This is a genomic window from Curtobacterium flaccumfaciens, from assembly GCF_013359815.1.
Classification (GTDB): Bacteria; Actinomycetota; Actinomycetes; order Actinomycetales; family Microbacteriaceae; genus Curtobacterium; species Curtobacterium flaccumfaciens.
On sequence record NZ_JABMCF010000033.1, the window covers coordinates 66588 to 85168 of the forward strand.

Annotated in this window: 24 protein-coding genes and 2 pseudogenes; 11 read left to right on the top strand and 15 right to left on the bottom strand. The window is 72.0% G+C overall.

The annotated features are described in order from the left end of the window. Positions 1-4: 4 nt before the first annotated feature. On the top strand, positions 5-583 hold the full coding sequence (locus HP445_RS04765) for a TetR/AcrR family transcriptional regulator (RefSeq protein WP_128780727.1): 579 nt from the start codon (positions 5-7) through the stop codon (positions 581-583). An 82-nt stretch (positions 584-665) separates the two neighbouring features. Here the strand turns inward: HP445_RS04765 and HP445_RS04770 are convergent, their stop codons facing one another. Next, the gene (locus tag HP445_RS04770) at positions 666-1310 is read right to left on the bottom strand and encodes a GntR family transcriptional regulator (protein WP_111024726.1); all 645 of its coding nucleotides are present in this window, start codon (positions 1308-1310) and stop codon (positions 666-668) included. A 97-nt stretch (positions 1311-1407) separates the two neighbouring features. Between HP445_RS04770 and HP445_RS04775 the strand changes: the two genes are divergently transcribed. The 4 genes from HP445_RS04775 to HP445_RS04790 all read left to right on the top strand — a co-directional run bounded on the left by HP445_RS04775 (position 1408) and on the right by HP445_RS04790 (position 4488). Continuing rightward, a complete protein-coding gene (locus HP445_RS04775) occupies positions 1408-2115 on the top strand; it encodes a DUF969 domain-containing protein (RefSeq protein ID WP_027465970.1) in 708 nt (235 codons plus the stop codon). Beyond that, positions 2112-3194 carry a DUF979 domain-containing protein gene (locus tag HP445_RS04780; protein WP_128780728.1) on the top strand — a complete coding sequence of 361 codons (1083 nt, stop codon included), beginning with the start codon at positions 2112-2114 and terminating at the stop codon, positions 3192-3194. The genes HP445_RS04775 and HP445_RS04780 overlap by 4 nt, the downstream gene beginning before the upstream one ends. Then, positions 3181-4242: a DUF2891 family protein gene (locus HP445_RS04785; RefSeq protein ID WP_217499716.1), complete on the top strand. Its 1062-nt coding sequence runs from the start codon at positions 3181-3183 to the stop codon at positions 4240-4242. The genes HP445_RS04780 and HP445_RS04785 overlap by 14 nt, the downstream gene beginning before the upstream one ends. A 63-nt stretch (positions 4243-4305) precedes the next feature. Then, positions 4306-4488 (top strand): hypothetical protein, encoded by a 183-nt coding sequence (locus tag HP445_RS04790; protein WP_027465973.1) that lies wholly within the window; start codon positions 4306-4308, stop codon positions 4486-4488. Positions 4489-4563: 75 nt separating this feature from the next. Here the strand turns inward: HP445_RS04790 and HP445_RS04795 are convergent, their stop codons facing one another. From HP445_RS04795 to HP445_RS04810, 4 genes are all read right to left on the bottom strand, one after another. Continuing rightward, positions 4564-4866: a putative quinol monooxygenase gene (locus HP445_RS04795; protein ID WP_111024724.1), complete on the bottom strand. Its 303-nt coding sequence runs from the start codon at positions 4864-4866 to the stop codon at positions 4564-4566. A 63-nt stretch (positions 4867-4929) separates the two neighbouring features. Continuing rightward, positions 4930-5814, bottom strand: a complete 885-nt coding sequence (locus HP445_RS04800) for a 5-oxoprolinase subunit C family protein (RefSeq protein WP_128780729.1) — start codon at positions 5812-5814, stop codon at positions 4930-4932. Continuing rightward, positions 5811-6443 carry a 5-oxoprolinase subunit B family protein gene (locus HP445_RS04805; protein ID WP_128780730.1) on the bottom strand — a complete coding sequence of 211 codons (633 nt, stop codon included), beginning with the start codon at positions 6441-6443 and terminating at the stop codon, positions 5811-5813. The genes HP445_RS04800 and HP445_RS04805 overlap by 4 nt, the downstream gene beginning before the upstream one ends. Continuing rightward, the gene (locus tag HP445_RS04810; RefSeq protein ID WP_259555852.1) at positions 6440-7246 is read right to left on the bottom strand and encodes a LamB/YcsF family protein; all 807 of its coding nucleotides are present in this window, start codon (positions 7244-7246) and stop codon (positions 6440-6442) included. The genes HP445_RS04805 and HP445_RS04810 overlap by 4 nt, the downstream gene beginning before the upstream one ends. Positions 7247-7370: 124 nt before the next feature. Between HP445_RS04810 and HP445_RS04815 the strand changes: the two genes are divergently transcribed. Together HP445_RS04815 and HP445_RS04820 are read left to right on the top strand one after the other, a co-directional pair. Next, positions 7371-7541: a hypothetical protein gene (locus tag HP445_RS04815; protein ID WP_164941189.1), complete on the top strand. Its 171-nt coding sequence runs from the start codon at positions 7371-7373 to the stop codon at positions 7539-7541. A 246-nt stretch (positions 7542-7787) separates the two neighbouring features. Further along, positions 7788-9152, top strand: coding sequence for an MFS transporter (locus HP445_RS04820; RefSeq protein WP_128780731.1), 1365 nt, complete (start codon positions 7788-7790; stop codon positions 9150-9152). A 99-nt stretch (positions 9153-9251) separates the two neighbouring features. Here the strand turns inward: HP445_RS04820 and HP445_RS18515 are convergent. The 4 genes and pseudogenes from HP445_RS18515 to HP445_RS04835 form a co-directional block, all read right to left on the bottom strand. Then, a pseudogene (locus tag HP445_RS18515) lies at positions 9252-9401 on the bottom strand (DivIVA domain-containing protein); the annotation flags it as partial. A gap of 12 nt (positions 9402-9413) precedes the next feature. Then, a pseudogene (locus tag HP445_RS18520) lies at positions 9414-9506 on the bottom strand (DivIVA domain-containing protein); the annotation flags it as partial. 65 nt (positions 9507-9571) lie between these two features. Then, positions 9572-9916, bottom strand: coding sequence for a hypothetical protein (locus HP445_RS04830; RefSeq protein ID WP_128780732.1), 345 nt, complete (start codon positions 9914-9916; stop codon positions 9572-9574). Between the two features lie 146 nt (positions 9917-10062). Further along, the gene (locus HP445_RS04835; RefSeq protein WP_128780733.1) at positions 10063-10896 is read right to left on the bottom strand and encodes an alpha/beta hydrolase; all 834 of its coding nucleotides are present in this window, start codon (positions 10894-10896) and stop codon (positions 10063-10065) included. A gap of 140 nt (positions 10897-11036) precedes the next feature. Between HP445_RS04835 and HP445_RS04840 the strand changes: the two genes are divergently transcribed. After that, the gene (locus HP445_RS04840) at positions 11037-11636 is read left to right on the top strand and encodes an LppP/LprE family lipoprotein (protein WP_164941190.1); all 600 of its coding nucleotides are present in this window, start codon (positions 11037-11039) and stop codon (positions 11634-11636) included. Here HP445_RS04840 and HP445_RS04845 read toward each other — a convergent pair. Together HP445_RS04845 and HP445_RS04850 are read right to left on the bottom strand one after the other, a co-directional pair. Next, positions 11630-12295: a hypothetical protein gene (locus HP445_RS04845; protein ID WP_128780735.1), complete on the bottom strand. Its 666-nt coding sequence runs from the start codon at positions 12293-12295 to the stop codon at positions 11630-11632. The genes HP445_RS04840 and HP445_RS04845 overlap by 7 nt on opposite strands. Continuing rightward, positions 12292-13023, bottom strand: a complete 732-nt coding sequence (locus tag HP445_RS04850; RefSeq protein WP_128780736.1) for a hypothetical protein — start codon at positions 13021-13023, stop codon at positions 12292-12294. The genes HP445_RS04845 and HP445_RS04850 overlap by 4 nt, the downstream gene beginning before the upstream one ends. A 9-nt stretch (positions 13024-13032) precedes the next feature. On the opposite strand from HP445_RS04850, the gene HP445_RS04855 reads away from it, so the two are divergent. The 3 genes from HP445_RS04855 (at position 13033) to HP445_RS04865 (ending at position 14983) form a co-directional block, all read left to right on the top strand. Continuing rightward, positions 13033-14064, top strand: coding sequence for a YeiH family protein (locus tag HP445_RS04855; RefSeq protein WP_111032734.1), 1032 nt, complete (start codon positions 13033-13035; stop codon positions 14062-14064). A gap of 77 nt (positions 14065-14141) precedes the next feature. Continuing rightward, the gene (locus tag HP445_RS04860) at positions 14142-14753 is read left to right on the top strand and encodes a hypothetical protein (protein WP_128780737.1); all 612 of its coding nucleotides are present in this window, start codon (positions 14142-14144) and stop codon (positions 14751-14753) included. Then, entirely contained in the window at positions 14753-14983 is a 231-nt protein-coding gene (locus HP445_RS04865) for a helix-turn-helix domain-containing protein (protein ID WP_071245067.1), read from the top strand. Before HP445_RS04860 ends, HP445_RS04865 begins: the two co-directional genes overlap by 1 nt. A gap of 17 nt (positions 14984-15000) precedes the next feature. Here HP445_RS04865 and HP445_RS04870 read toward each other — a convergent pair whose 3' ends face one another. The 4 genes from HP445_RS04870 to HP445_RS04885 are packed head-to-tail and all read right to left on the bottom strand — an operon-like array spanning position 15001 to position 18572. Beyond that, positions 15001-15819 (bottom strand): GntR family transcriptional regulator, encoded by an 819-nt coding sequence (locus HP445_RS04870; RefSeq protein ID WP_071405936.1) that lies wholly within the window; start codon positions 15817-15819, stop codon positions 15001-15003. Beyond that, a complete protein-coding gene (locus tag HP445_RS04875) occupies positions 15816-16448 on the bottom strand; it encodes a TetR/AcrR family transcriptional regulator (RefSeq protein WP_111032736.1) in 633 nt (210 codons plus the stop codon). The genes HP445_RS04870 and HP445_RS04875 overlap by 4 nt, the downstream gene beginning before the upstream one ends. After that, on the bottom strand, positions 16445-17068 hold the full coding sequence (locus tag HP445_RS04880; protein ID WP_111047322.1) for an isochorismatase family protein: 624 nt from the start codon (positions 17066-17068) through the stop codon (positions 16445-16447). Before HP445_RS04880 ends, HP445_RS04875 begins: the two co-directional genes overlap by 4 nt. A gap of 46 nt (positions 17069-17114) precedes the next feature. Continuing rightward, positions 17115-18572: an MFS transporter gene (locus HP445_RS04885; protein WP_164941191.1), complete on the bottom strand. Its 1458-nt coding sequence runs from the start codon at positions 18570-18572 to the stop codon at positions 17115-17117. Between the last annotated feature and the right edge of the window lie 9 nt (positions 18573-18581).

Sequence of the window (18581 nt, forward strand, 5' to 3'; positions counted from 1 at the left end):
CGCCATGGCCCGATTCACGCCCCCAGCCGCTGACGCGATGCGTGCCCGGCTCCTGCTCGCCGCGCGGGACGAGTTCGCCGCGGTCGGACTGGCCGCCGGCAGGGTCGAACGGATCGGTGCCGCAGCGTCGAGCAACAAGGCGCAGGTCTTCCACTACTTCGGCAGCAAGGAGGGGCTGTTCGACGCCCTCGTCGCGGACACTGTGACCGAGACGTTCGCCGACGCCCCGCTCGACACCGCCGACCTGGCCGCCTGGGCCGGCCGGGTGCACGACTCGTACGTCCGTCGCCCCTGGGCTCAGCGGCTCGCGACCTGGCACCGGCTGGAGCGTGCCGACGTCCCGCTCGAGTCCGTCGCGACGAGCTACGCCGACGCGGTGGCCGAGGTCGAGCACGCCCAGCGCGCCGGGGTCCTGCCGCGGGCGTTCCGTCCGGCGGTGCTCCTCGGGCTCGTCCTGCACACCGCGGCGTTCTGGAGCGCGACCACTCCGGAGTACGAGCCGCTGGTGCAGGCCGTGACGCCGCCGCGGCGTCGCCAGGTCGTGGCCGACGCGGTCACGGCCCTGCTCGGCGGGAAGTCCTGACCGAGCGATCCGCGGGCGCCAGCGTGAGCGCGCTCGGACTGCGCGTGCGGGGCGGAGCCGCACCGGGCCTCCTGGCCGTCCCTCAGTCGGCTGCGCCGGCGGCGACCCGCAGCGTCCGCTCCGCGTCGTCGAGGTAGTCGGCGAGCAGCGCCGAGGCGGCGTCCTGGTCGCCACCGCGCAACGCGGACACGATCGCGTCGTTGCGTTCGACGAAGTCGGCGTGGAACGAGGCCGGGTCCGCGGTGGTCAGGAAGGCGAGCCGCATCTCGGCGAGCAAACCGTCCATCAGGGCGTGGATCCGCTCGCTCGGCACCGCGCGCACGAGCTCGGCGTGGAAGCGGATGTCGGCCGTGCCGACCGCACCCCAGTCGCCCGCGGACGCTGCTGCCCGGGCGTCGGCGACCGCTGCGGCGGCCTCGGCGAGTGCCGGTGCGTCGGGGGTGCAAGCGCGCACGGCTGCCTCCTCGAGCACCCGCCGAGCCGCGTAGAGATCGGTGACGTCGGCGGCGGAGAGCCGGCGGACGAACACCCCGCGGTTGAACACGTGCTCGACCAGACGGTCGCGGGCGAGCAGCCGGAAGGCCTCGCGCAGGGTGTTCCGCGAGACCCCGAGCTGGTCGCTCAACCGCTCCTCGGACAGCTGCGCCCCGGGGGAGAACCCACCCGACGCGATCATGGTGCGCAACCGCGTGGCCGTGGAGTCAGCGCCGCCGACGGTTCGGGTCATGGCACCGATCCTGGCACGGGTGGCGTTTGTGAAGGGCGTGTTACAGAGCAGAACCGGCTCTTGCGATTGTTGAACAATGCGGTCCAGACTGTCCCGCATGTTCGTCCTCATCGGCGTCGCCGTCGTCATCGTCGGCTTCGCATTGCGCATCAATGCGCTCCTCGTCGTCACGGTCGCGGGCATCGTGACCGCGGCCATCGGCGGGATCGGTCCCGTCGGCATCCTCGACGCGTTCGGCAACGGGTTCGCCTCGAGCCGGTCCGTCACGACCTTCGCGCTCGTCCTGCCCGTCATCGGTCTGATCGAGCGCTACGGCCTGCAGGACCAGGCGAAGCGCCTGATCGCGAAGCTCGACAAGCTCACGACCGGTCGTCTGCTCGCCGGGTACCTGGTGATCCGGCAGGTCACCGCGGCGGTCGGCCTGACGAGCATCGGTGGCCCGGCGCAGACCGTGCGCCCGCTGGTCTACCCGATGGCCGAGGGTGCGGCGACCAAGAAGTACGGGCGGATCGACGACCGCATGCGCGAGAAGATCAAGGGCTACTCGGCGTCGTCCGACACCGTCGGCGTGTTCTTCGGCGAGGACGTCTTCGTCGCCGTCGGCTCGATCCTGCTCATCACGACGTTCGTCGACTCGACCTACGGGCTGTCGCTCGAACCGATCGACCTGGCCCTGTGGGCGATCCCGACGGGCATCGCGGCACTCATCGTGCACGGCGGACGCCTGCTGCTGTTCGACCGCCGACTCGACAAGATGGCGGCGGACGCCCGTGCCGACGCCCCGACCCTGGGGGCAGCAGCGTGATCACCAGCGAGTGGCTCTACTGGCTCATCGGCGCGTTCTTCATCGCCGTCGCCGTCCTGATCGTCACCGACAGCGCGCACGCGAAGCGCCTGGGCAACGCGGCGTTCTGGGGCATCCTCGGGCTGTCGTTCTTCTACGGCACCTTCGTCGCCGCCGGCACCGTGCCGGCCTGGACGCTCGGGATCGCCGTCCTCGTGATGGTCGCGCTCGCGGGGCTCGGCTTCACCGGCACGACGAGCCGCACCCGGGTCGCGAGCATCCCCGGCGCGGGCACGGGTGCCGAGACCGGCCCCGCCGAACCCACCGGCGTGACGCAGAAGATCACGGACGCCGGCAGCGGCAGCACGAGTGTGCTCGCCACCACCAGCCCGGACGAGCGCGCCGCGTTCGCGACGAAGTACGGCAACCGGCTCTTCATCCCGGCCCTCGTGGTGCCGGTGGTCGCCGTGCTGGTCGCGACGCTCGGGCCGCTCGTCTCGTTCGGTGGCGAACCGCTCCTCGCCGAGGGCAGTGCGACCCTGACCGGCCTGGGCATCGGTTCGGTGCTCGCCGTGGTCGTGGCGGTGTTCGTCCTGCGCCCGCCGAGGATCGCCACCCCGATCCGCGAGGGCGGTCGCCTGCTGCAGGCGATCGGCTGGGCGGCGCTGCTGCCGCAGATGCTCTCGACGCTCGGCATCGTCTTCACCCAGGCGGGCGTCGGTGACGCCGTCGGCACGATCATCAAGTCGGTCCTGCCCGACGGCTCGCTGCTCGCCGCCGTGGTCATCTACTGCCTCGGCATGGCCCTGTTCACGATCATCATGGGCAACGCGTTCGCCGCGTTCCCGATCATGACGGCCGCGATCGGCTGGCCCGTCCTGGTGCAGGGCTTCGACGGCAACCCCGCCGCGATCTTCGCGATCGGCATGCTCGCCGGCTTCTGCGGAACGCTCGTCACCCCGATGGCCGCGAACTTCAACCTGGTGCCGGCCGCCCTGCTCGAGATGCGGGACAAGTACGGCCCGATCAAGGCGCAGATCCCGACCGCCGCCATCCTGCTCGTCGTCAACATGGGAGTCATGTACCTTGTCGCATTCTGATGCCGCCCCGATCGACCTGACCCGGGCCGCCTGGGCCGACCGCTTCGCGGCCGTCGCCGCGGACAACACGACCCGCGAGTACCCCTACGCCGCGCACCACGCGACGTCCGGACCGGACGACCGGGCCCTGCCCGTCGAGCTCCACCCCGCCTTCGCCACGTCGTACGACTGGCACTCGTCCGTGCACATGCACTGGCTCGCGGCACGCCTGGTCGCGCACGGCCTGCCCACCGACCTGGAGGCCCGGCTCACCTCGATCCTGCAGGCGCACCTCACGACGGATCACCTCGCGACCGAGGCCGCCTACCTGCGTGAGACACCGCACTACGAGCGCCCCTACGGCTGGGCCTGGCTCGCCCGGCTCGCCGCAGAGGTCTCGGCATCCGAGGCGCCCGCCGTCCGGGCACTGGCACCGGGGTTCGCACCCGTCGTCGACGTCCTCGAAGACCTGGTCGTCCGGTGGATCGACGGCGCCGTGCACCCCGTTCGGCACGGCGTGCACTCGAACTCGGCGTTCGGACTGCTGCTCGTGCTCGAGGCAGCCCGGTCGCTCGACCGTCCGGCCCTGGCGGCAGCGGTGGAGGGGGCTGCGAAGGACTGGTTCGGCGCGGACGCAGGGTGGCCGTTCGCCTGGGAGCGGAGCGGACACGACTTCCTGTCCGCGGGCCTCGCCGAAGCCGACCTGATGCGGGCGGTGCTGCCCGCCCCTGAGTTCGCCACGTGGGCGCGCGGCTTCTTCGCCGCGGTGCAGCCGGGTGACGCGATCCTGCGGTCGACGGTGGTGCGCGACGAGAACGACCCGCAGCAGGTGCACCTGTTCGGGCTCGACCTGTCGCGGGCAGGCTCGGCCCGGCGCATCGCGGACGCACTCCGCGCCGGCGGCCCGGACGACTCCGGCACCGGCATCGCCGACCTGCTCGACGATGCGGCCGACCGGCTGCTGGCCTCGGGGCTCGCCGCGAGCGTGGGCGAGGAGTACTACTCCACCCACTGGCTGGCGAGCTTCGCCTGGGACGCCATGGAGGCCCGGGAGCACGCCGCCCGCTGATCGTTCGACGGGAGCGCTGATCGTCTGCGGACACGTCGAGGATCCGGAGGTACCTTCGGGGCCATGAGCGATCCGAAGGACGACGAGACCCTCGACGACTTCCGCGAGGCGCAGGAGACCGACTACGAGCCGGAGCCGACCGTGCTCGACCCCGACGACCTGCCGGTGGTCGACGACGCGGACGACGAACTGCTCCCCGACGACGACCGGCCGGTGCCGCTCGACACCGACGACGACACGATCTGAGCGATCGCGCCGTCGTCGTGCCGCGGCACCGGTGTCGGCGCTGACGCCGGCGTCAGCTTCGGCGTCGGCGTGCGCTCAGTCGAGCGGGAGGGTCCGCGCGAAGGTGCGGGTGACCGGAGTCGCGGCGAGGAACGGTGCCATCGCCGGAGCACCCTCCGGCGTCGCGCGCCAGGCCACGTAGGTGTCGTGGTCCTCGGCGGTCGTCCACGACTCGACGACGACCATGCGTGCCGGGTCCTCGTCGTCGACCAGGACCTCGAGCGACTCCAGGCCGTGGAACGACGCGGTCTGTTCGAGCGTCTCGCGGATCGCACCCTGGAGTGCGTCTTCGGGGGCGTCGCTCTGGAACTGGACCTCGAGCAGGACGGTCATCGACATGGGGAACCTTTCGTCAGCGGTGTCCAAGCCAACCCCTGACCCCCTGCGCTTGTTCCGGGTCGGTCAGTCGAGGATGCGGAACCGGAGCGGATCGCCCGGACGGAGCTGCGCAGCGAGGTCGATCGACGACGGTGTCAGGACGGCGACGACCGGGTAGCCGCCGGTGACCGGGTGGTCGGCGAGGAACAGCACGGGGAAGCCCTCGGGTGGCACCTGCAGTGACCCGGTCTCGACGCCCTCGCTCGGCAGCTCGCGTGCCACGGAGCGGGCGAGCGGTGTCTCGGCCGTGGTGCGGACCCCCACACGGTCGCTGTCCGCACTGACGGAGAAGTCCTGACCCGTCAGGGTCGCACGCCACTCCGGGGTGAACCAGTCGTCGCGCGGTCCGGGCACCACGTCAAGCACGACCGGCTCGTCGGGCCACCGCGGCTCGGACTGCGGCACCGCGTCGACGATCGGCCACGACACCCGGGCGTCACCGACGGGCAGGACGTCACCGGCCGACAGCGGCGGCGGTCCGAGGCGCGCGAGGGAGTCCCACGAGCGACTGCCGAGCACCGGGTCGACCGCGAAGCCCCCGAGGACCGCGACGTAGGCGCGCAGGCCCACGGTCGCGGTGCCGATCCGGAGCGTGTCGCCCGGGGCCAGCAGCAGCACCTCGTGCGAGGCGGCACCGCGGACCGATCCGTCTGCCCGCTCGACCTCGACGGGGCAGGCCGCGCCGGTGGTGGCCGCGACCACGTACGCGTCGGCGCGGAGCGTGACGGAGCCGAGCAGGGCCTCCAGGACGGCCGCGTCGGGACGGTTGCCGACCAGCCGGTTGGCGAGTGCCGCGGAGCCACGGTCGGCGGCTCCGGCCGCGCCGAGGCCCATGTCGCTGAAGCCCGGGCGCCCGAGGTCCTGCGTGGTCGCGCCGTAGCCGACCTGCACGACGGTCAGCGCGGTCATGCCGCACCCGCCACGACGAAGCGGACGAGTGTGCCGGCGGGCGCGAGCGCCGGAGGCGTGCGCTCGAGGGACCACATCGGGACCTCGGTGCGGCCGATGAGCTGCCAGCCGCCGGGCGATGTCCGCGGGTAGACGGCGCTGAACTCGCCGGCCAACGCCACGGCCCCGCTCGGGACGGCCGTGCGGGCGGTGCTGCGGCGGGGCAGGTCGAGCGGTCGATCGCTGCCGGTGAGGTAGCTGAAGCCGGGGGCGAAGCCGCAGAACGCGCTCGTCCAGAGCTGCCCGGTGTGCCACGCCACGAGCTCGTCCCGCCGCATGCCGGTCAGCTCGGTGACGGTGTCGAGGTCCTCGCCGTCGTAGGTGACGGGGATGACGAGCGGCTCGGAGTCGTGCGCTTCGAGCGCAGCACTGACCGGGACGACCTGCGTGAGTTCCGTGCGGAGCCGCCCGGCGTCCGTCGCGGTCGGGTCGAACCGGAGCAGCAGTGTCCGGGCACCGGAGACGACCTCGGTCAGCCCCGGCAGGGTGGCCTGTGCGAGTCCGGCGCGGAAGGCGACGACGTCGGCGAGGGACCCGAACGTGGCGAGGAGTGCGGTGCCGCCAGCGGAGCGGACCTCCGGGCCAGTCACGGCGCGAAGGGCGCGATCGTCACGCCGTGCTCGGTCAGCAGTGTTCGGATGGCGCGAGCCATCGCCACCGCGTCGGGGGAGTCGCCGTGCACGCAGACCGAGTCGGCACGCACGGCGATCTCGGACCCGTCGACGGCGGTCGCGACACCGTCGGTGACCATGCGGAGCACCCGGGCCGCGACCTCGTCCGGGTCGTGCAGCACCGACCCTGGCTGCTTCCGCGACACCAGCGAGCCGTCGGGTTCGTAGGCGCGGTCGGCGAAGGACTCGCTCACCGCGCGGAGCCCGTGCCGCTCGGCTGCCAGCAGCAGTTCCGACCCGGGCAGCGCCAGCACGGCGAGGGACGGGTCGACCTCGGTCACGGCGCGGACGGCGGCCTCGGCCTGCACCGGGTCGGCGCAGGCCGTGTTGTACAGGGCGCCGTGCGGCTTGACGTAGGTGACGGCCGTGCCCGCGACGTGCGCGGTGGCGGCCATCGCGCCGAGCTGGTGCACGACGTCGGCGTACAGCTCGTCGGGGGTGACGTGCACGGGTCGGCGGCCGAAGCCGATCAGGTCGCGGTAGGCCACGTGCGCGCCGATCGCCACACCACGCTCGGCGGCGGCGCGGGCGGTGGCGAGCATGATCGTCGGGTCGCCGGCGTGGAACCCGCAGGCGACGTTGGCGCTCGAGACGACGTCGAGCATCGCGGCGTCGTCGCCCATGGCCCAGGCGCCGAAGCCCTCGCCCAGGTCGCTGTTCAGGTCGATCGTCGTTACGGGTGCTCCCTGTCGTCGCGGGTTGTTGAACAATCTACCGATCACCCCGGTCCCTGTCATCCGCTTCCCCCGGTCGGACGGCGGTTTCCGAGGTGCGCCACGTACTGTCCGAGTCCTCAGTACCACCGGCGGCAGTGCCGCCGGATCGATCTCTGCACTGGAGCAGCTCATGACCGACAGTGACAACACGCACGACGCCCCGAAGAACGACTCGGAGGGCACCGAGAAGCCGGGCGGCCTCGGCGACGACAACACCATCCCGAACAACCCCGACGGCCTGGCCGCGGGGCACACGGGCGACGACTCGCACTTCAACCCGGAAGAGGACGGCGAGCACTAGCGGCTCCTTTCCGGCCTGCGGGTCGATGCAGAACGACACCGTCGTTGTCCCCCGACAACGGCGGTGTCGTTCTGCGTCGGCACGCGTCCGCACGCATCCGTCCGCCCCCGCACGCATCCGTCCGCCCCGACGAAACAAAGAGCGCAAAACCTTCCGACACGAGGTTTCCGGTGCTACAGTCCCGATCACCTAGCAGCACTAGGGATTCAGCGGGCACCGAAGCCCCCTGTGACTCAAGGAGGAGTCATGTCGACACCGACGTCGAAGGAAGAACCCACGCGGGGCATCGCCGGGACCGCGTCCCCAGCGGTCACCGCAGCCGCCGGCGCCACCGCCACCGACGCCGCGGCGTCCCGAGCGTTCTCGGTCGAGGGCATCACGCAGTCCGTCAGCACCGTCCGGGTGGGCCGCGGCTACCTCTGGGGCCTCAGCTTCGCCCAGTTCGGCCTGTTCGTCGCCCTGCTCACGCCGGTCTTCGTGAGCATGTCGATCAAGGCGACGGAGTTGAACCCGACGAGCCCCGAGACCGTCGTCGGTTCGGTCCTGCCGTTCGGAGCGCTCGGCGCCCTGTTCGCCAACCCCCTGTTCGGCGCGCTCTCCGACCGCACCCGCACGCGGTGGGGCCGTCGCCGCCCCTGGATGGTCGGCGGTGTCGTCGTCTTCGTCGGTTCCCTCGCCTGGCTCGCGTTCTCGCCCGACGTGCTGCAGCTCACCCTGGCCTGGGTGCTGGCGCAGGTCTCCGCCAACGCCGTCCTGTCCACGCTGACGGCGAGCTTCGCCGACAACGTGCCGGAGTTCCAGCGCGGCAAGGCCTCGAGCGTCATCGCCCTGGCGCAGAACATCGCGATCCTGGCCGGGCTCTACCTGGCCGTGTACCTGGTCGGGAACCTGCCGGTCCTGTTCATCGCACCGGGCGTCCTGGCGATCGTCGCGGTCCTCGTGTACTCGTTCGTCGCCCGTGACGACCTGCCGACGACGCCGGTCAAGCCCTTCAGCTGGATCAACCTGATCAGCTCGTTCTGGACGAACCCGATCAAGCACCGCGACTTCGGGCTCGCCTGGTGGGGCCGATTCCTCATCACCTTCGGCACGTTCATGTTCACGACGTACCGACTCCTCTACATGCAGGACCGCATCGGGCTCCCGCAGGGCGAAGCGGTCGGGGTCGTCGCGTTCGGCGTGCTCCTGTACACGATCGCCCTGCTCGTCAGTGCGGCCGTCTCCGGCTGGGTGTCCGACCGGATCCAGCGTCGCAAGGTCTTCGTCTGGGGTTCGACGGCCATGACCGCCGTCGGCCTGGTGATCCTGGCCCACGTCGACAGCGTCGGCGGGTTCTACTTCGCCGAGATCGTCCTCGGTTTCGCCTTCGGCATCTACGCCGCCATCGACACCGCCCTGGTCGTCGACGTGCTGCCCGACCCGGAGCGCCCCGGCAAGGACCTCGGCGTCATCAACATCGCGAACGCCCTGCCGCAGTCACTCGCCCCCGCCGTCGGTCTGTTCCTGCTCGGCATCGGTGGCGGCCAGAACTACACGCTCATGCTCTGGGGTGCCGGCGTCGCCGTCATCCTCGGCGCCCTGGCGATCCTGCCCATCAAGTCGGTCCGCTGACCGACGCGACCGCCTGGAGGCGCGACCCGCGTCCGCGACGCACGCCGCGCCTCCAGGCGGTCACCTGCACCGCACGTGGCCGCTTCAGCGGGCGCCGTGCTGTCGCAGTGCGACGACGACCTCGTCGAGGAAGTCGTCGACCTGCCCCTGGTCGTACCCCTCGCGGAACTTCGTCGGCTGGAACCGGACCGCTGCGACCTGCTCCGGTGTGAGCGGGTCGACCGGGCGTCGCTGCTCGTACCCGGCCAGGGTGGTCTGGATCCGGTCGAGGAACGCGTCGACCTCGCTCTGGTCGTACCCCTCGCGGAACTTCGTCGGCCGGAACCGCTTGTCCGCCACCTCTCGTGCGAGCATGTCCTCCCCCTTCTGCTGGCGCCTCTCGTGGCCCTGCCATGGTGTCACGGGCGGGTTGCCGGGGGTCAGAGCTGCGGTGAGCGCCTGCCGAACAGGGCGTCGAGCAACCGCGAGAACCGCGACTCCGGCTCGTGGGGCGTCTCGATCGAGCGGGTCGGTGAGCGGAACGCCAGGTCGTGCAGCATGTTCCGCTTCGACCCGTCCCAGTTCGCGAACAGGTAGGTCCCGCCGATGAAGGACATGCTCCGGACCGGCGTGCGCTTCCACGAGTCGGCAGCAACGTAGTACCCCGCGTGGCCGGCGCGGATGTGCTGGATCACGGTGTCCACGTCGATGACACCGGTCGGTGTCACGACGGCGGTGATGCCCGTGCGGTCGCGGGCGACGTACTCGATGAGGTGTTCGGTCACGATGGAACTCTTCGTCACGGTGGTGAGACGCCACGGCAGGGAGCGTGGCGAAGGGGATTCGGAACCGCCGTTGCTTCCGTTTCCAGAGTACGTCCGCCGCGGGCGTGCCGTCCCCGGATGTCCGCCGTTCGCAGGTGGATGAGCGTTCAGCGGATGGGGGTCCGGCCGGCCCAGTCCACGATGCGTTCGATCGTGTCGTCGAAGTCCCGCGTGCCGGGTCGGTTGAGGAACGCGTGACGGCTGTCCGGCAGGACGTGTCGTTCGATCTCGACGTCCGCGGCCGCGAGCTCGTCCGCGAAGCGCTCGCCCGAGGCGCGCATCACGTCCCGCTCGGCGTCGATGAGCAGGGTGCGGGGGAACCCGTCGAGGTCGGCGGACGCCGGGTAGACAGCAGTGGGGTGGCCGCCCGCGTAGGCCCGGTTGCTCAGGTCGAGCAGCAGCGGCGCGTGCGTGAGCCGCCGGTGGCCTCGGACGAGTCGCCGGACCGCCGGGTCACGCGGGAGTCGGGCGTGGAAGAACCCGTAGGTCAGCACGAGGCCGACCAGCGGCGGGGCGGTCGCGACCGCGGAGGCCGCCAGGCACGCACCGGCGCTCGCCCCACCGAGCAGCAGGCCGGCGGACGGTGCCTCGTCGTGCAGATGGCGGAGCACGGCGACGATCTCGTCCCGCGCGTGCGGTGCCCGTCGTCGCCCTCGCGCTCCACCCCGGCCGAGCCAGGGCAGCCCGGGCAGCGGTCCGAGGCGGTAGTCGACGGTCACGACCGACAGCCCGCGCTCGGCGAGTGCCCGTGCGACGGCGTCGGACTCCGGCAGGTCGAGGTCGCCCCGGAAGAACCCACCGCCGTGCACCCAGACCAGGGTCGGGGGTCCCACGCTGGCGCTCTGGTTCAACGGTCGGTACCGCCGGACGGGGACCGGTCCGTGTGGGCCGTCGATCCGGTCATCGGCGACCTCGATCGTGTCCTGCTGCTTCCCCCGCATGGGAGCAGTGTCGCAGGCCGCAGGCCGCGGGCGGGAGCCGGGCTCGCGGCGCTCGAACAGGCATGCTTTCGGAGCGGCGGGCGGGACACGGCCCGGTAACGATGCGGGCGACCGCTCGGCCGCGCAGGCAGCGTGGAGGCATGCGCCTGACGAGAGCCGCCCTGATCCTGACCACCGCGACCCTGGCCGCGCTGCTGACGGGGTGTTCCAGCGCGGACGGAGCGGACGGCGGTGCGGCGACCCCGACCGTGACCGAGACCGTCACTGCCCCGCCCTCCGACCCCGCGAGCACGCCGACGCCGACCCCGACGCCCACCCCCACCCCGACGTGTGGCCCGTCGAGCGGTGCCGCGGCTGCGGCCGATGGCATCGCGGCCCTGCCGCTGCCCGCCGGACTCGAGGATGCGAAGTGGGACGCCGCGAACGCCGACTACTCCGGCTACGACGCCTGCGCGCCGCTGTCCTGGTCCGTGGTCGCACCCGAGTACGGCACGGCAGGATCCCCGTACGCGATCCTGCTGTTCCACGAAGGCCGGTACCTCGGCACGGCCACTGCCCAGCAGTACGCCTTCGAGCCGACCGTCGAACGACAGAGCGACTCGGCCGTCACGGTGACCTACCGGTTCGCCAAGGCCGGCGAGCCGAACGCAGCGCCCTCCGGCCGCACCACGGCCACCTTCACCTGGAACGACGAGACCGGCCGCGTCGAGATGACGGGGGACACCCCGCCCGCTCAGTGACGGTCGGTTGGCGCCGAGGCCGGGCCGAGCTCCCGCTGCAGTGTGCGGAGGACACGAACGAGGGTGTCGAGCTTGTCCGGTCCGGCCTCGAACCCACGTCCGAGGGCAGACCGGGGCTGCACGACCACGTCGTCACCGTCGGTCGTGGTGATCCAGACGCCGAAGTCGGCACGCTGACCGCGGGACTCCCTCGTCGCGATGGAGAACCGTCGGATGCGCGCCCACGGCAGGTCGAACACCGGCGCGTCCCGTGACGGTGCCCACGCGTGCAGGCCGAACTCGTCGACGGTCCAGACCTCGGGGCGGGGCTTCGGGAAGTCGTCGGAGGTGCGCAGGCCGGACGTCAGCACGGGCAGGTGGAACCGGGGTGCCCGGCCCGCTCCGATGCGCGCGAGCGTTCGGCGGTCGCCTCGCCCGGCGGACAGCGTCGACACGGCCAGCAGCACTCCGATCCCCGTGACCACGATCGGCCACAGCACGAACGACCCCTGTGTCCGGGCGCTGTCGATGCCGCGCAGGAAGTCCGGGAACGCGAACTCGGCGACGAGCGCGGCGAGCCCCACCGCCGTGGTGACGACCGCCGCGAGCAGCACCGGCCCCCGCTTCGGCATGTCCCCGTCGCGCAGCCGTTGCACCCAGGGCTCGTCCGCCGGGGTCATCGCTCGGTCCGTGTCCGACCAGGACGCCCGGCGTCCTGCTGGGACCCGAGTTCCCGGCGCAGCGACCGGAGCACCTGCATCACGATGTGGATCTTCGTCGCGCTGGCACCGAAGGGCCGTCCGATCGCTGGCCGCGGCTGCAGGGTGAAGCGCCCGACGTCCTCGGTGATGATCCAGATGCCGGTGTCCACCCGCTGCCCGCGGACCTCTGCCGAGGCGAGTTCGAGCGAGTGGACCGCACTCCACGCCAGGTCGAACACCGGAGTCTCCCGCTCCGGCGACCACGCGTGCAGCCCAGCGGCGTCGACCGTCCACATCTCGGGTTTCGGCTCGGGGAAGTCGTCGAGGGTGTACTCGCCCCTCCGCACGACCGGCAGGTGGAAGCGCGGCGCCGTACCGTGCCGACGGATGCTCGCGAGGATCCGTCGGTCACTCCGGCCGCGCATCCGCGAGAGGACGGCTGCGACGGGGCCGAGCACGAGCAGGACCACCGAGAACAGCGGCACGGCGAACGGACGGCGTGCATCCGAGTGCAGGAAGGCATCGAGGTGCGTGATCGAGAACACGACCCCGACGCCACCGGCCACGGTCACGATCGCCAAGCCGAGCAAGAACGGCCACCGCTTCGGCATCTCCCCGTCGCGCAGCCGCTGCACCCACCGTTCCCCCGAGTACTCCACCGTGCCATCCTGCCCGTCGCGGCCACCGATCGTCCGCGGGCGCGACATGCTGTTCCCATGCAGTCCGTCCGTGCCGCCGCACCCGGTGTCGCCCTCGCCGTGGCGATCGGCATCGTCGCCACCCTCGTCGGCCGGGTCGTCCCGGTGGTCGGCGGTCCCGTCCCCGCCGTCCTGATCGGTGCCGTCGTGGGGTGGCTCGTCCGACGCCGCACCGGTGGCACACTCGCCGCGCTGGCTCCAGGGGTGAAGTTCTCGTCCAGCCGGGTCCTGCAGTTCGCCGTGGTCCTGCTCGGCGCGCAGCTGTCCATCGGCGAGGTCCTGCGCATCGGCGGTGAGACCCTGCCGGTGATGCTCGCGACGCTCGTCGTCTGCCTGGTGGCCGCGTGGGGGATCGGCCGGCTGCTCCGGGTCTCGGGCGCACTCCGCACCCTGATCGGCGTCGGGACCGGCATCTGCGGCGCCTCGGCGATCGCCGCCGTGACACCCGTCATCGGTGCGGTCAGTGCGGACGTCGCCTACGCGATGTCGACGATCTTCCTCTGCAACATCGCGGCCGTCTTCGCCTTCCCGCTGCTCGGGCACGCCCTGGGCCTCAGCCAGCACGCCTTCGGCGTCTTCGCGGGCACCGCCGTGAACGACACGTCGTCCGTCGTCGCCACCGCGACGGTCTACGGCCGCCAGGCGACCGACACCGCGGTCGTCGTGAAGCTGGTGCGCACCCTGATGATCATCCCGATCGTCATCGGGCTGGCCGGACTGGAGGCCCGCCGCGCCTCCCGCGAGCAGCTCACCCCCGCCTCGGGGCCGGGTCGCGGGTTCCGTGTGTTCCGGTTGGTGCCGTGGTTCCTGATCGGGTTCCTCGTGGTGGTGCTGCTCCGGACGGTCGGCGTCCTGCCCGCGTCCGTGGCGCCGGGGTTCGCGACGGCCGCCTCGTTCCTCATCACGGTGGCGCTCGCCGCGATCGGCTGCTCGACGGACTTCGCCGCGCTCCGCCGAGCCGGGTTCCGGCCGATGCTGCTCGGCATCGCGCTCTGGGTCCTGGTGGCGGGGACGAGCCTGGGCATGCAGGCGGCCTTCGGGCTGCTGTAGGGGTTGCCGGCACCGGACCTATCGTTTATCGTTGCATCGAAATTCAATGGTATCGATGATCGACAGGGGAAGCAGCCATGACCACGCCCGTCTACGAACCGCCCCGCGGGCGGAACTCCTACCTGGCCTACGTCGTCTCGTGTGCGATCGGCATCGCGATCGTGGTGTGGCGGTACGTCGACCTGCTCGTCCACTCGATCGCCTCGGGCACGGTGGCGGTGCCGGTCCGGATCCGCGAGACCAGTGCCGTCCCGCAGCCTCCGGGCGGTGCGACGGTGACGTCCGACCAGCTCGTGCTCCGGGCGCCGATCGCCGACGTGCCGGGTGGTGCGATCGGGTACATCCGCGTCGGCGACGCGCTGGAGGTCCTGCTCGTCAGCGCCCTCATCGCCCTGGTCGCGGCGGTGGCCTGGAAGATCTCACGCGGCGGGCTCTTCGACCGCTCGACCACCCGGATCCTCGACTGGCTCGCCGGTGCGGTGCTGGCCGCCGGGTTCCTGCCGTCGTTCGTCCGCCGGATGGGGTGGAACTGGGCCGTGTCCGGGCTCGGATGGGACGGGTACCTGCCCACGCCGGTGGTCGACCACCAGTTCCTGCCCGTGTACCTCGGCCTGCTCGTCGTCGTCTGCTTCCGGTTCGCGCTCACCGCCTCGCAGCGGATGGTGCGGGACCAGGCCGGGCTGGTCTGATGCCCCCGGAACAGGAGGACGGCCACGCGGTCGTCTGCCACCTCGACGACCTGCTGGCCGAGCGGGGGATGACCCTGACCGAGCTCGCCGACCGCGTCGGCGTGACCGTCGTCAACCTCTCGGTGCTCAAGAACAACCGGGCCCGCGCGATCCGGTTCTCCACCCTCACCCGACTGTGCGAGGTGCTCGGCTGCCAGCCGGGCGACGTCTTCTCGGTGCGCACGGACTGACGATCACCGCCCGTGCCTCACGTGATCCGGGAGTCGATCACCGCCCGGTCGCCGCGGTACCGCGAGAACCCGTACTCGACGGGTGTCCCGTCGGCCAGGCACATCAGCCGTTCGATGTGGAAGATCGCCTGGCCGGGATCGATGTCGAGCAGGTCGGCCGTCCACTGGTCGGCGTTCACGGTGCTCAGGAGCAACCGTCGTGCCTCCGGCCGCGCACCGGCCTTCCTGACGAGCACGTCCGGCACGTACTCGGTGAGCGGTTCGGCGACCAGGTCGGGGAAGCGCTCGTGCGGGACCCAGCTCGTCCGGACCCGGCTCGGTTCGCCGTCGAACGAGATGAGGCTCTCGACGAAGAAGGCGCTGCTGCCGGTCATCTGCAGGTTGCGCCGGACCGTCTCCGGCGCGGTCACCTGCTGCACGCACAGGTGCACGATGCTGAGCCGGGGCGACTCGAACACGCTGCCGCCGGCCGTCTCGCCGTAGATCGTGACCTCGTCGGACGTCCGGGCCAGACTCACCGAGGCGACGGGCCGCACACCGAACGTGCCCGATCGCGGCGCACGGGTGAGCAGCCGTTGTTCCTTGAGCAACGCGAGGGCAGCCCGCAGGACGTTCCGCGTCGTGCCGTACAGGTCGAGCAACTCCCACTCGTACGGCAGCGGCCCGGTGAACCGCCCCGCGACGATGTCGGCCCGGATCAGGTCGGACACCTGGCGGGCCGCGTCGGATCGTCGGTTGAACCCGATCCAGTGACCCGGTGCCGACGGTGTCGTCCCGACCCCCATGTCGGTCCAGGCAGCGGACGGGGCGAACCCCTCCGGCACGGTCCCGGTCACGAGGTCACCCCCACCGTCGACAGGTCGCCGGTCCAACCGGCCCACCGCAGGAACTCCCGGGCCAGCCGCACCGGGTAGTCGGGCGCCTGGATGTCGAGCGAGACGAACACGCGTCGGTAGAACGTCGGCCCGCCGAGCAGGTCCACGGCGATGCCGAGGTCGACGTCCGGTCGCAGGTCGCCCGCGTCCATCGCCCGCTGCAGCATCGCGTTCACCCGCAGCCGCCGGTCCAGGTGCCACTCGGCGACGGCCTCGGCGACCCGCGGCTCGTGCGACGCGGTCTCCACGATGAGCGGGAGCGCCCGACCGACCGGCGTTGCGACGAGGGCGTGCACCCATCCCCGGGTGAGCCCCAGGACGCCCTCGGCGATCGGGGCGTCCTGCACCGTCGGGATGTGCTCCTCCATCAGCCGGATCACGGTCTCGGTGAGCAGGACCTCCTTGCTCGACCACCGCCGGTAGATCGTCGCCGCACCCACGCCGGCCGCGTCGGCGACGGCCCGGATCGTGAACGCGCGGGGGTCGCCCTCGGCCAGGATCTCGACGCACGCGGTGTACACGGACTCGCCGACGGCAGCGCTCCGCGGCCGGCCCCGGACCGGCGCCTCGATGCGCGTCGTGGTGCTCATGCCGCGTCCCAGTGCTCGAGGACCTGGTCCATGGGCCAGACCTCGCCGATCTTGGCGGCGATGTCGAACAGGTTGGCCTCGTGCACGCTCGGCAACCGGTCGCCGACGGCTTCGCGCACGACGATCGGCACGAACCCGTGCTGCATGGCGTCCGTGGCCGTCGCGCGGATGCACCCGCTCGTCGACAGCCCCGCGATGAAGAGCGTGTCGACGCCGCGGGCGACGAGGTCGGCGGCCAGCGACGTGCCGAAGAACGCGCTCGGGTACTGCTTGGGCACCAGGGTGTCGCCGTCGAGCGGTTCGAGCCCGTCGACGAACGCTCCGGTCGACGCGCCGGGCAGGTACGCGGCGAGTGCCGGCACCTTGCGGAAGAACACGCCGGCGTTGGACCCGTCGGCGGAGAGCGCCATCGTCGTGATCGCCACGTGCACCCCGGCGGCGCGGGCAGCGGCGGTGAGCTCCCGCATCCGCTCGACGGGTTCCTCGACGCCGGCGTAGAGCCCGCAGTCGGGGTCGACGTAGGCGCGGACCGGATCGACCACGACGAGCGCAGCGCGTCGTCCTGGGCGGAGCGTGCCGGTGAAGCCGGCTGCCGCGTAGTCCTGGTGGTCGTCGGTCATGGCGTCCTGCTTCCGTCGTGGGTGGTCGTTGCCAGGGTGGGGACGGTCACGTGGACGCCCCCGGCTCGGGGAGGGGACCCGACCTGTCGGGCCGGAGTGGCGCCTCCCGGTCGGGAGGCCCGAACGGACCGAACGCGACGATGAGCGCCCCCAGGGCCGCGCAGCCGGCGAACGTCAGCGCCGCGGCGCGGACGCCGTCGACGAACACCTGGACGTCGCCGGACGGCAGGCTGAGCAGGCTGCCGTCGTAGGCCGCAGCCGCCTGGGCCGCGGACAGGCCGCCCGTCGCGATCGCGAGGCCGAGCGCCGTCGAGAACAGGAAACCGGCGTTCTGCAGGGCCGAACGGATCGCGTTCGCGATGCCGCGGCGGTGCTCCGGGACGCGGGTCATCAGCGCCGACGTGCTCGGCGTCATGAACACGCCGGTGCCGACCCCGACCGCGCCGAGGCCGGTGGCGGTGACGGCGTAGGCGTCGCCGTCGGCGAGGGACACCGCGAGCACCGCGGCGCCGAGCGCGATGAGGAGCATGCCGATGGTCGACAGCGTCCGCGCGGCGACCCGGCGGGCGAGGAACCCGGCGCTCACCGCCGCGACCGTCGTGCCGATCGGCGTGGGCAGCACCCAGAGGGCGGCGTCGACGGCGTCCTTGCCGTCGACCGCCTGGAACGACAGGGAAGCCAGCAGGACCAGTGCGTAGCTGGACAGGGCGCACAGCCCGGCGGCGGAGAACAGGGTGATGGTGGTGCGGTCGCGGAAGATCGCCGGGTCGACCAGGGGGTGCGCGACCCGGCGTTGGGTCCACACGAACACACCGCCGAGCACGACCGCGCCGGCGGTCATCGCGACGACGGGGACGGCCGACCAACCGACCGAGCCGCCGGTCGAGACCGCACCGACGAGCAGTCCGACGGCGGCGACGGACAGGACCGACCCCGGCACGTCGAGGCGCTCGCCGGAACGGGGACGCGTGCTGTGCGGGATCAACCGGAGCGACCAGACGAGTCCGGCCAGTGAGATCGGCACGCCGGCGAGGAAGATCCAGCGCCAGCCGAACGACTCGGCGACCAGGCCCCCCACGACCGGACCGATGACCTGCCCCACCGCGGCGACGGTGGCGTTCAGACCGAGGCCGAGCGACAGGATCGACTCCGGGAAGACATCGGTGAGCAGCGCGGTCGTGTTGGTGACGATCGCCGCCGCGCCCACGCCCTGCACGAGTCGGGCGCCGAGCAGCACCGCCGCGTCCGGGGCGAAGCCGCACGCGAGTGAGGCGAGCAGGAAGACGAGGATCCCGGCGATGTAGAGGCGGCGGCGACCGACCAGGTCGGCGATGCGCCCGAAGACCAGGATGAGGGTGGTCGTGGTGAGCATGTAGCTGAGGAGCACCCAGCTGGACTGCACGGCGCTGGCGTCGAGGTCACGGCTGACGTCGGGGAGCGCGATGAGGAGTGCGCTCGAGGAGATGAAGACGAGGACGACGCTGAGGCTCGACGCGCAGAGCACCTGCCAGGC

What these genes read in the sequence shown, in the direction of transcription:
- HP445_RS04765 (WP_128780727.1), top strand. Translation starts at nt 5, where the DNA reads ATGGCCCGATTCACGCCCCCAGCCGCTGACGCGATGCGTGCCCGGCTC.
- HP445_RS04770 (WP_111024726.1), bottom strand. Translation starts at nt 1,310, where the DNA reads ATGACCCGAACCGTCGGCGGCGCTGACTCCACGGCCACGCGGTTGCGC.
- HP445_RS04775 (WP_027465970.1), top strand. Translation starts at nt 1,408, where the DNA reads ATGTTCGTCCTCATCGGCGTCGCCGTCGTCATCGTCGGCTTCGCATTG.
- HP445_RS04790 (WP_027465973.1), top strand. Translation starts at nt 4,306, where the DNA reads ATGAGCGATCCGAAGGACGACGAGACCCTCGACGACTTCCGCGAGGCG.
- HP445_RS04795 (WP_111024724.1), bottom strand. Translation starts at nt 4,866, where the DNA reads ATGTCGATGACCGTCCTGCTCGAGGTCCAGTTCCAGAGCGACGCCCCC.
- HP445_RS04800 (WP_128780729.1), bottom strand. Translation starts at nt 5,814, where the DNA reads ATGACCGCGCTGACCGTCGTGCAGGTCGGCTACGGCGCGACCACGCAG.
- HP445_RS04815 (WP_164941189.1), top strand. Translation starts at nt 7,371, where the DNA reads ATGACCGACAGTGACAACACGCACGACGCCCCGAAGAACGACTCGGAG.
- HP445_RS04820 (WP_128780731.1), top strand. Translation starts at nt 7,788, where the DNA reads ATGTCGACACCGACGTCGAAGGAAGAACCCACGCGGGGCATCGCCGGG.
- HP445_RS04835 (WP_128780733.1), bottom strand. Translation starts at nt 10,896, where the DNA reads ATGCGGGGGAAGCAGCAGGACACGATCGAGGTCGCCGATGACCGGATC.
- HP445_RS04840 (WP_164941190.1), top strand. Translation starts at nt 11,037, where the DNA reads ATGCGCCTGACGAGAGCCGCCCTGATCCTGACCACCGCGACCCTGGCC.
- HP445_RS04845 (WP_128780735.1), bottom strand. Translation starts at nt 12,295, where the DNA reads ATGACCCCGGCGGACGAGCCCTGGGTGCAACGGCTGCGCGACGGGGAC.
- HP445_RS04850 (WP_128780736.1), bottom strand. Translation starts at nt 13,023, where the DNA reads ATGTCGCGCCCGCGGACGATCGGTGGCCGCGACGGGCAGGATGGCACG.
- HP445_RS04855 (WP_111032734.1), top strand. Translation starts at nt 13,033, where the DNA reads ATGCAGTCCGTCCGTGCCGCCGCACCCGGTGTCGCCCTCGCCGTGGCG.
- HP445_RS04860 (WP_128780737.1), top strand. Translation starts at nt 14,142, where the DNA reads ATGACCACGCCCGTCTACGAACCGCCCCGCGGGCGGAACTCCTACCTG.
- HP445_RS04865 (WP_071245067.1), top strand. Translation starts at nt 14,753, where the DNA reads ATGCCCCCGGAACAGGAGGACGGCCACGCGGTCGTCTGCCACCTCGAC.
- HP445_RS04875 (WP_111032736.1), bottom strand. Translation starts at nt 16,448, where the DNA reads ATGAGCACCACGACGCGCATCGAGGCGCCGGTCCGGGGCCGGCCGCGG.
- HP445_RS04880 (WP_111047322.1), bottom strand. Translation starts at nt 17,068, where the DNA reads ATGACCGACGACCACCAGGACTACGCGGCAGCCGGCTTCACCGGCACG.